Consider the following 9,938-nt stretch of genomic DNA (forward strand, 5'->3'; position numbering starts at 1 on the left):
AGCGTGACGACCAACGGTCGTCACCCACCAGTGCTTACAGGTGCAGCCACTCCAGGCCTTCGCCGCGGCGGTAGTACACGGCCACGGCTTTGCCATAGACCTTGTCAGCATCGACGAAGCCGAAGAAGCGGCCGTCGAAGCTGTTGCCGCGATGGTCGCCCATCACCAGCAGTTTGCCGTGCGGCACCACCACGCCGTCCACGTCCGGGCCGCCGCCCATGTCCAGGCCGAGCTGCGCGATGCGGCTGCCGAACTGTTCGGCGGCGGGGTTACCGGGCTGCTGCAGCGGCTGGCCGTTGATGCTGAGGTGGCCGTTGCGCACGTCCACGCGGTCGCCGGCCACGGCCACCACGCGCTTGATCAGCCGGGTGCCATCGGCGGGGGAATCGAACACCGCCACTTCGCCACGCTGCGGGGCGCCCACGTCCATCAGCGCGTGCTGGGTGAACGGCAGGCGCAGGCCATACGCGCGCATGTCCACGACCACGCGGTCACCCGGTTCCAGGGTGGGCTGCATCGACCCGCTGGGTACCACGTAGTGGTTGGCCAGGGTGTCGCGCGCGGCGGCCAGCAGGCCGAGCATCACCAGCAGCGGCAGTGCTTCTTTCTTCAGCCAGTGCAGCGCGCGTTGGGTAACGGGAGGGCGGGCGGTGGCATCCATGGCGAAGCTCCGGGAGGTGTGGGGGTAGGACCGTGGGAAGGTCGGTTCGGTTCCTCACGGTCGCCACCAGAAAGGGGTCAGAGTCCTTTTCGCTACGCGAAAAGGACTCTGACCCCGGTCGCTACGGAGATTTTACGTGCGGTCGCGTCGCACGCCATGGCGGCTTTACGGGTGGTGCGCGCATCGTGTGCTCACCGCGCCTCTGGCGCTTGATTGTGATTGCTGCGCCATGTCGATCTTCATCATTCGTGGCCCGGAGGCATCCGGTGCCTTGATCCGCACCGCCGAGCCGCTGCCCGCACTGGTGCTTAAAACGCTGGTGCACCGCGCGGTGGATGCCGGTACCAGCGTGGCGATCCGTGCCTGCGGGTCCGAGCAGGAACTGCTGGATGCGCTGCGCGTGGCCGACCATGCACGCGGCGAGGTGACGCTGCTGGATCCGGGTGCGTGCGCGCACAGCATGCGGCTGCAGCGGCTGCTGCCGCACCTGCATAACGCGTATGTGGAAGTGCACGACGACGGCGCTGTGGCGGAGCCGTGGTTGCCCGATGGCATCGGCCAGCGGCTGGGCATCGCAGCCGGGTACGGGGCGCAGAGCTACGTGCTTGCGCTGGACATCGCGCTGGATCACCTGGGCCTGGCCGAGCGCGCCGAGCGCGTGCACGTAGGAACGTGAGCCGGCACGGAAACCGGTAGCGCCGAGCCATGCTCGGCGAGCGCGGAGCGCGGCCTGCGTCAGGCGTCGCGGTGCCGGAGCGGAAAGCAGAACGGCGGGGTTTCCCCCGCCGTTCGTTCAACTCACTTCAGGCCGCGGAACTCGAGCAGCGGTTCCACCGACGGGTCCTTGCCGCGGAAATCGCGGTAGAGCTGGCTGAGCTCCACGCTGTTGCCGCGCGACAGCACCTTGTCGCGGAACTGCTGGCCGTTGGCGGCGGTCAGGCCACCGTTCTCCTTGAACCACTGGAACGCATCGTGGTCCAGCACTTCAGCCCAGAAGTAGGCGTAGTAACCGGCCGAATAACCGCCACCCCAGATGTGGTCGAAGTAGCTGGTGCGGTAACGCGGCGGCACCTGGGCCAGGTCCACGTTGAACTTCTTCAGCGCCGCTGCTTCGAACTTGCCCACGTCCTGCAGCGGTGCATCGGCCTTCTGGGTGTGCCAGGCCAGGTCGAGCAGCGCCGCCGACAGGTATTCGGTGGTGGCGTAGCCCTGGTTGAAGCTGCGTGCCTTGAGGATCTTGTCGACCAGTTCCTGCGGCATCGGCTCGCCGGTCTTGTAGTTCTTGGCGTAGTTGGCGAAGACCTTCGGGTCCAGCGCCCAGTGTTCGTTGAACTGCGAGGGGAACTCGACGAAATCGCGCGAGGTGGCGGTGCCGGCGATCGAGGGGTACTTCACGTTGGAGAACATGCCGTGCAGCGCGTGGCCGAACTCATGGAACAGCGTGGTGACGTCGTCGAAGCTCAACAGCGCCGGCTGGCCCGCGGCCGGCTTGGTGAAGTTGCACACGTTGTAGACCACGGGCTTGGCACCGGTCAGGCCGTCCTGTTCAACGAACACGTCCATCCAGGCGCCACCGGACTTGCTGTCGCGCTTGAAGTAGTCGGTGTAGAACAGCGCCAGCGAGGTGCCATCCTTGTCGAACACCTCATACACCTTCATGTCCGCGTGGTAGGTCGGGATGTCGGTGCGCGGCTTGAAGGTGATGCCGTACAGCTGGGTGGCGGCGTAGAAGACGCCGTTCTGCAGCACGTTGTCCAGTTCGAAATACGGCTTGATCTGCGACTCGTCCAGGTCGTACTTGGCCTTGCGCACCTGCTCGGCGTAGAAGTCCCAGTCCGAAGCGGCCAGCTTGAAGCCGCCCGACTTTGCATCAGGATGCTGCGCATCGATGACCTTCTGGATGTCCGCTGCTTCGGCGCGCGCCTTGGCGGTGGCGGCCGGCACGGTGTCGGTCAGCAGCTTCAGCGCGGCAGCCGGGGTCTTGGCCATCTGGTCGCCAAGGTTGTAATCGGCGTAGGTGGCGAAGCCGAGCAGCTTGGCCTTCTGCGCACGCAGCTGGGCAAGGCGCTGCACGGTCTGCTGGGTGTCGTTGGCATCGCCGCGCTGGGCGCGGGTTTCCGATGCTTCCAGCACGGCGGCGCGCTGTTCGCGGTTGCTCAGCGAACCGAGCACCGGCTGCTGGGTGGTGTTCTGCAGGGGCAGCAGGAACTTGCCTTCCAGCTTGCGCGCGGTGGCATCGGCGGCGGCGGTGGCGATGGCGTCTTCGCTCAGGCCGGCCAGCTTGGCCTTGTCATCCACCACCACGGCGGCGGCGGCAGTGGCGGCGACCAGGCGGGTGTGGAACTGGGTGGACAGCGTGGTTTCTTCCACGTTGAGCTTGCGCAGGCTGGCCTTGTCGGCGTCGTTGAGCTGCGCACCTGCGCGCACCAGGCCGTCGTAGTAATGCTCCACCAGGCGGGTCTGCACTGGATCCAGGCCGAGCGAGGCGCGCTGGTCGTACAGCGACTTCACCCGTGCGAACAGCTTCGGATCCAGGTTGATCTCGTCCTGGTGGGCGGCCAGTTTCGGCGCCACTTCTTCCTGGATCTTCTGCCGCGCATCGTTGGTATCGGCCTGCACCAGGCCGAAGAAGATGCGCGAGACGCGGGTCAGCGTTTCACCGCCACGTTCCATCGGCACGATGGTGTTGTCGAAGGTGGCCGGCTCGCTGGAATCGGCGATGGCGCGCACTTCGGCCAGGTGCTGGCGCATGCCTTCTTCGAAGGCCGGCAGGTAATCGCTGTCCTGGATCCTGTCGAACGGCGGGGCCTGGAACGGCAGCGTGCTGGCACTCAGCAGCGGGTTGGTGGAGGCATCGGCCGGCTGCTGGGCCGGCGCGTTCTGGGCTTCGGACACGGGGGTGGACTCCTTGCCGGAACAGGCAGCCAGCGCCAGGCTGATGGCGGCGGCCAGGATGACGGTACGCGACATGCAAAAGGCTCCTCGGGGGGCGATCAGGACTGACCGCCAGCCTTCCAGCCTACTCCCACGGCGCTGCGGCGGCATGTGCCGGACGTGGCGCCTGAGCTGCCGCGCTGTGGCCGCTCAGACCGTGCCGCGGGTCTTGCCGATCCACGGGCGGTAGTACTCGCGGATGCTGGCCATGTCGGCCGCGTCGTTGCCGGTGGCATGGAACAGCGGCCCGAAGCCGATGGTCTTGTCCGGATAATGGAAGTAGGCGGCGAGGATCGGCACGTCGGCCATCCGCGCGATCTTCAGGAAGCCGGCCTTCCAGTGGGTCACCTTCTTGCGGGTGCCTTCCGGGGTGATCGCGTACCACATCTTTTCCGAGCGACGGATCACCGCCACCGCCTGTTCCACCGTGCCCTGCGGCGAGCTGCGGTCCAGCGGGATCACCCCCAGCTTGCGCAGCAGCGGGCCCAACGGCCACCAGAACAGCGAGGCCTTGCCCAGCACGCGCACGTCCAGGCCCAGCGCCAGCTTCACCGCCATGCCCCAGTACCCATCCCAGTTGGACGAATGCGGGGCGATGATCATCACCACCTTGGGCACGTCGGGCAGGGTGCCGACCACCTTCCAGCCGCGCAGGCGCAGCGCACTGCGCGCGATCCAGCGGATGAAGGCATTCGGCTTGACCTGCGGCATGTTCGGCGGCACGGGTGGCAGCAGCGGCGAAGGATGGTTCAAGGCTTACTCCCAGTTGCGGGTTGTGCGGCCGCGCTTGACCTGCGCGCGGCCTTTCTTGGCGTCCAGGCGACGCAGGGTCGACCCGTAGGTTGGTTTGGTGGCCTTGCGTGGCTTGGGCACGCTCAGCCCTGCCCGGATGAACTCGGCCAGCCGCTCGCGCGCATCCTCGCGATTGCGGTCCTGGGTACGGAAACGCTGCGCGTCGATGACCAGCACGCCTTCGCCGGTCACGCGCCGGTCGCGGCGCACCAGCAGGCGCGCACGCAACGGCTCGGGCAGCGACGGCGAGCCGGCCAGATCGAAACGCAGCTCCACCGCCGTCGATACCTTGTTGACGTTCTGGCCGCCGGCGCCACTGGCACGCACGAACCGCTCGACGAGTTCATCGTCGGGGATCACAAGCTGCGCGGAGATGACCACTGGACCAATACCCATGGGCCCATTGTAACGGTAGCCGGTGACGGTTGGCTGTCGGTATCGCGAGCCGTTCCACCACGATCAGGTCCCCAACACGTCGCCTTCGCCAACGCGGGCGGTATGCTGGCGGCATCATCCCCGAAGGACGTCCGCATGATCCGCATTTCCCGCCGCCTGCACCGCACCGCCCTGCTGCTCGCGCTTGCCCTTGCGTCCGTTCCTGCGTTGGCCGCGCCGCCCACCGACGGCGACATCAACCGACTGCTTTCGGCCTCGCGCGCGCAGGCCATGCTCGATTCGATGCTCCCGCAGATCGAGACCATGCAGCGCCAGCAGTTCGAACAGGTCACCCAGCAACGCCAGCTGACCCCGCAGCAGCAGGAGCAGCTGCAGCGGATCCAGGCGCGCACCGCGCAGACCCTGCGCCAGGCATTGTCCTGGCAGCAGCTGCGGCCGATGTACGTAGACCTGTACAAGCAGACCTTCAGCAAGGAAGACGTGCTGGCGATGGCCGAGTTCTACGAGAGCTCGGCCGGGCAGAGCCTGCTCGACAAGACCCCGGCGCTGATGCAGAACGTGATGGTGGCCATCCAGACGCGCATGCAGCCGCTGTTCGCGGACCTGCAGAAGGACCTGGAAGCGATCGTCAACGAGCCGACCAAGAAGTAACGGTGTGTGAGCGTAGGTGGGTGACGACCGTTGGTCGTCACCCACCAAATGCGGGGTCGTCCCACGTGACGGCCAGCGGCCGTCACTGCCGGGGCGCGTGCCTTTACTTGGCTGCCTTCACCGGGTTGCCGTCGGCATCGATGATGCTGACTTCGCCGAGGTTCAGCGCGCGGACCGGTGCTTCGGTCTGCTTCAGGTCGCCGACCACCACCCAGGTCAACGATTCCGGCTTGATCGCTGCGGCAGCCTGCTGCACCTGCGCCGGGGTCATCGCTTCGATGGCCGCCTTGCGCTGGAACACGTAGTCGTCCGGACGCTGGAACTGCACCAGGCTGCCGATCGTACCCAGCACCGAACTGGCCGTTTCATACGCACCGGGCAGGCTCAGGGTCTGGATGTTGCGGATGCGCTGCACTTCAGCGGCGGTAGCCGGTTTCTGACCGCTGGCGAACTCGGCGATTTCCTTGCGCATTTCCGCCAGCGCCGGACCGGTCTTGTCGATCTGCACCGGCGCCATGGCCATCCACGGCCGCTGGCCGACGGTGCTGCTGGCACTGCTGCGGGCGCCGTAGGACCAGTGCTTTTCCTCGCGTAGGTTCATGTTCAGGCGCGAAGTGAAGTCACCGCCCAGGACGCCGTTGGCGATGTCGAAGCGGACCGAACCCGGATCCACCGAAGACGGCACCACCTGGCCGGCGAACAGGTTCGCCTGCACCGCACCGGGCTGGTCGATCAGGAACACGCGCGGACGGGTCGGCACGGCCACATCAACGGCCGCCTTCACCTTCGGTGCCGGGCCTTCGCTTTTCCAGTCGCCCAGCTGGCGGTTCAACAGCGGCACGATTTCCTTCAGCGTGGTATCGCCAACCACGATCAGGGTGCCCTCTTCCGGGCGCAGCCAGTCGCGGTGGAAATCGACCAGCTCATCGCGGGTCAGGCTGGCGATGGCCGCCTCGTCACCGCTGCCGGTGAACGGAATGGCATACGGATGACCCTTTCCGTACAGCAGCGGCGGCAGCACGCGCATCGCCGACGCAGTGGGATTGGCCTTTTCCTGCGCGATGCCGGCGATCCAGCTGCCCTTGACCCGGTCGATCTCCGATTGGTCAAAGCGCGGCTGGCGTAGCAGCGTGGCATACAGGCCCAGCGAAGGCGCCAGGTTCTCCTTCAGCGCGGACAGGTCCACGGTGCTGAAGTCCAGCCCGGCCGACGCACTCAGGTCCGCACCCAGCGCGTCGGCGGCGTCGGCGAACGCCAGCGAACCGAGCTTGCCGGCGCCTTCGGTCATCAGCCCCATCGCGAAGTTGGCGGTGCCCGGCTTGCGGTCCTGGTCGGCGCTGAAGCCGCCCGGGAACTGATAGCTGAACTGCACCACCGGGATTTCATGGCGCTCGGCCAGGATCACCCGCGTGCCGTTCTTCAACGTGGCGCGCTGCAGTTCGGGGAATTTGAGTTCAGGGAACTGCCGGGTCTGCGGCACGCCGGTGCCACGGTCCACCTGGGCCGGCAGGGTGGTGTACTTCGGATCCACGGCCGGCACTTCAAACGGCTTCGGGCTCTGCGAGGCTTCTTCTTCCAGCGCCACGCGCTGGCCCGGTTCCACCACCAGGGTGTGGCTGCCGGTGCCCAGCCACTTGCCGCCCACCGCGCGCAGGTCAGCGACACTGGCGCCATCGATGTTCTTCAGCGAATCGCGGAAGCAGCCCGGGTCGCCGGTGTAGACGGTGCATTCGGCGAGTGCGTCGGCCTTGCCGCCGAAGCCGCCGATGCGTTCGATGCCGCGGATGAAGCTGGCACGGAAGGCGGTCTTGGCGCGGCTGAGTTCGTCCGCCGACGGGCCTTCGGCGACCAGGCGGTCGATCTCTTCGTCGATGATCGCTTCCACGCGCGCCGGGTCGACGCCCTGCTTCACCGTGGCCATGACCATGAAGTTGGAGCCCAGCTGCGAGGCATAGGCGCCGGCGCTGATGTTGTCCACCAGCTTCTCTTCGTGCTCCAGGCGCTTGCCCAGGCGCGATGACTTCGCCCCGCCCAGCACCTGGCCCAGCAGCTGCAGTTCGTCGATGTCGCGGGTGCCGACTTCGGCCACGTTCCAGGCGCGGTAGATGCGTACCTGCGGCACCTTGTCGGTCATCACTTCGCGGCTGTCGGCGGCGCGCTGCGCCACGTCCACCTTCGGCTGCGCCATGCTCGGGCCGGCCGGGATGCTGCCGAAATACTGCGCTGCCTTTTCCTTGGCCGTGGCCAGGTCGATGTCGCCGGCCAGCACCAGCACCGCGTTGTTGGGGCCGTACCAGGTCCGGAACCAGGTTTTGACGTCATCCAGCGAGGCCGCGTTGAGGTCGTTCATCGAGCCGATCACGCTGTGGTGGTACGGATGGCCCTTCGGATACAGCGCGCGGTTGAGCTGGGTCCACACCTGCCCGTACGGCTGGTTCTCGCCCTGGCGCTTTTCGTTCTGCACCACGCCACGCTGCTCGTCCAGCGCGGCCTGGTCGATCGCACCGAGCAGGTGGCCCATGCGGTCGGACTCCATCCACAACGCCATGTCCAGCGCAGTGGTCGGCACGTTTTCGAAGTAGTTGGTGCGGTCGGTATTGGTGGTGCCGTTCTGGCCGGTGGCACCGACCTGCTTGAAGGGCTCGAAGTACTCGCCGTCGTGGTTTTCGCTGCGCTGGAACATCAGGTGTTCAAACAGATGCGCGAAGCCGGTACGGCCGGCGGGTTCGTCCTTGCTGCCCACGTGGTACCAGACGTTGACCGCCACGATCGGCGCCTTGCGGTCGGTGTGCACCACCACGCGCAGGCCATTGGGCAGGGTGAACTGCTCGAAAGGAATGTCGACCTTGGCCGCTGCGGCAGGCTTGGCCAGCAGGGGCGCGGGCGCCAGGCCGCCCAGCGCGGTGGCGAGGGCCAGTGCAAGCAGGGCAGTGCGCGGGCGCAGAGGGGAGGTCATTGCGGATCCTTGGTCATCCAGGTGGAGGCCGATCCTACCGTGTGCGCCCGCACAGCAGCATCGGCCAAGCGTCACGCGCTGAAAGCGACCGAACCCGGGATCCTCCGCATGGCCGGCTGTTGTCCGGCCGCATTGGCGCGGACAAGTGTCCGGACAACGGACACTGCGAGTCTTGCTAAATCGTTGAATCATAAGCTCTAAAACTTGGCATGGCGATTGCTGCCTCTACCCCGTGACACGAAACGGCCGAAATGAAACTGACTGCACGCTGAACAGGACTGGGAAATTGACGATTGTTCTTGCAAGCCCAGTTTTGGTGTACTACCTTACTACCACACCACCGCCCACACACACTAAACAGGCCCCGCCATGAACACCAAGATCCTCGCCATCGCCATCGCCCTGATCGCCGGTACCGCGGTTGTTTCTTCGGTGCACGCCGCCCCCTCCATCAGCACCCTGCAGACCGTGCAGGTCCGCCCCGACGCCGAACAGCTGGCCCAGCAGGCCTGGGAGCGCAGCAGCCGCATCCCGACCCTGGCCGCAGTGCAGGTGCGCCCCAGCGCCGACCAGCTGGCCGGGATCAACGGCCAGGCCATCGCCACTTCCACGGCGATGCCGGTCACCACCCTGGCCGCCGTCGAAGTCCGCCCGAGCCTGGAGCAGAAGGTCGCCCTGGCCGCCGAACTGCAGGCCGAGCGCTACACCGTCGCCCTGACCAACGCAGCCACCGCGTTTGCCAACAACGTCATCGTCAACCTGCCGGTGGTGCATGTGCGTCCGACCCAGGCCGACCTGCAGGCACTGGCGCTGGAAACCGCTTCGGTCCTGGTGCGTCCGTGAGCGAGCTGCACATGCTGATCGTTGTGATGCGCCCCTCGACATACCCCTGAACGCCGGGTCCGCTTACCCGCAAGGACCCGGCAGGCCGCCAAGCACCGCGCCGCGCATTACACTGCGTTGATGAGCCAGGTTCCCACGTTCCACGTCGTGCTGTTCCAGCCCGAAATTCCGCCCAACACGGGCAATGTCATACGTCTTTGCGCCAACACCGGCGCGCAGCTGCACCTGGTCGAACCGTTGGGTTTCGCACTGGACGACAAGCAGCTCAAACGCGCCGGCCTGGACTACCACGAGTATTCCCGCCTGCAGGTTCATCCGGACCTGGACACGGCATTGGCCCGCATCGCACCGAACCGGTTGTTTGCCCTGAGCACCCGCGCCAGCGTCCGCCATGACAGCGTGCCGTTTGAAGACGGTGATGCGTTCCTGTTCGGCCCGGAGAGCCGCGGCCTGCCGCAGGACGTACTGGATACGCTGCCCGATGGCCGCCGCCTGCGCCTGCCGATGCGCCCGGGCAACCGCAGCCTCAACCTGTCCAACACGGTGGCGGTGGTGATGTACGAGGCATGGCGCCAGCACGGGTTCGCCGGCGGGGCGTGAGGGGTGTCGAACGGGTGAGACCCCCTCGCGGGTGGCTTTTGTTTGAAGCCGCAGCTGGGGGTGGGCCGGGGGGGGGGGGGGGGGGGGGGGGGGGGGGGGGGGGGG

9 protein-coding genes are annotated in these 9,938 nt (G+C 66.7%); 4 read left to right on the top strand and 5 right to left on the bottom strand.

Features of this window, described 5'->3' with window-relative positions; translation table 11 throughout:
- Nucleotides 1-34: 34 nt before the first annotated feature.
- Nucleotides 35-661, bottom strand: coding sequence for a signal peptidase I (gene lepB, locus H9654_RS03230; RefSeq protein WP_191769006.1), 627 nt, complete (start codon nucleotides 659-661; stop codon nucleotides 35-37).
- Between the two features lie 229 nt (nucleotides 662-890).
- Here lepB and H9654_RS03235 point away from each other — a divergent pair, with 229 nt between their 5' ends.
- Entirely contained in the window at nucleotides 891-1,337 is a 447-nt protein-coding gene (locus H9654_RS03235; RefSeq protein ID WP_101101501.1) for a 3-dehydroquinate dehydratase, read from the top strand.
- A gap of 122 nt (nucleotides 1,338-1,459) precedes the next feature.
- Here the strand turns inward: H9654_RS03235 and dcp are convergent, their stop codons facing one another.
- From dcp to arfB, 3 genes are all read right to left on the bottom strand, one after another.
- A complete protein-coding gene (dcp, locus tag H9654_RS03240; RefSeq protein WP_042614235.1) occupies nucleotides 1,460-3,631 on the bottom strand; it encodes a peptidyl-dipeptidase Dcp in 2,172 nt (723 codons plus the stop codon).
- Between the two features lie 114 nt (nucleotides 3,632-3,745).
- Nucleotides 3,746-4,348: a lysophospholipid acyltransferase family protein gene (locus tag H9654_RS03245; RefSeq protein WP_101101503.1), complete on the bottom strand. Its 603-nt coding sequence runs from the start codon at nucleotides 4,346-4,348 to the stop codon at nucleotides 3,746-3,748.
- A gap of 3 nt (nucleotides 4,349-4,351) precedes the next feature.
- Nucleotides 4,352-4,783, bottom strand: coding sequence for an alternative ribosome rescue aminoacyl-tRNA hydrolase ArfB (arfB, locus tag H9654_RS03250; RefSeq protein ID WP_042614237.1), 432 nt, complete (start codon nucleotides 4,781-4,783; stop codon nucleotides 4,352-4,354).
- 135 nt (nucleotides 4,784-4,918) lie between these two features.
- On the opposite strand from arfB, the gene H9654_RS03255 reads away from it, so the two are divergent.
- Nucleotides 4,919-5,434, top strand: a complete 516-nt coding sequence (locus H9654_RS03255) for a DUF2059 domain-containing protein (protein WP_191769008.1) — start codon at nucleotides 4,919-4,921, stop codon at nucleotides 5,432-5,434.
- Nucleotides 5,435-5,537: 103 nt separating this feature from the next.
- Here the strand turns inward: H9654_RS03255 and H9654_RS03260 are convergent, their stop codons facing one another.
- Complete coding sequence (locus H9654_RS03260) at nucleotides 5,538-8,390, bottom strand: M16 family metallopeptidase (protein WP_191769009.1); 2,853 nt, start codon at nucleotides 8,388-8,390, stop codon at nucleotides 5,538-5,540.
- Nucleotides 8,391-8,759: 369 nt separating this feature from the next.
- Between H9654_RS03260 and H9654_RS03265 the strand changes: the two genes are divergently transcribed.
- Together H9654_RS03265 and H9654_RS03270 are read left to right on the top strand one after the other, a co-directional pair.
- Nucleotides 8,760-9,233, top strand: a complete 474-nt coding sequence (locus H9654_RS03265; RefSeq protein WP_191769011.1) for an XAC0231 family protein — start codon at nucleotides 8,760-8,762, stop codon at nucleotides 9,231-9,233.
- 120 nt (nucleotides 9,234-9,353) lie between these two features.
- Nucleotides 9,354-9,833: a tRNA (cytidine(34)-2'-O)-methyltransferase gene (locus tag H9654_RS03270; RefSeq protein WP_191769013.1), complete on the top strand. Its 480-nt coding sequence runs from the start codon at nucleotides 9,354-9,356 to the stop codon at nucleotides 9,831-9,833.
- The last annotated feature ends 105 nt before the right edge of the window (nucleotides 9,834-9,938 follow it).

It is taken from the genome of Stenotrophomonas lacuserhaii (assembly GCF_014836545.1).
GTDB classification, from domain to species: Bacteria; Pseudomonadota; Gammaproteobacteria; order Xanthomonadales; family Xanthomonadaceae; genus Stenotrophomonas; species Stenotrophomonas lacuserhaii.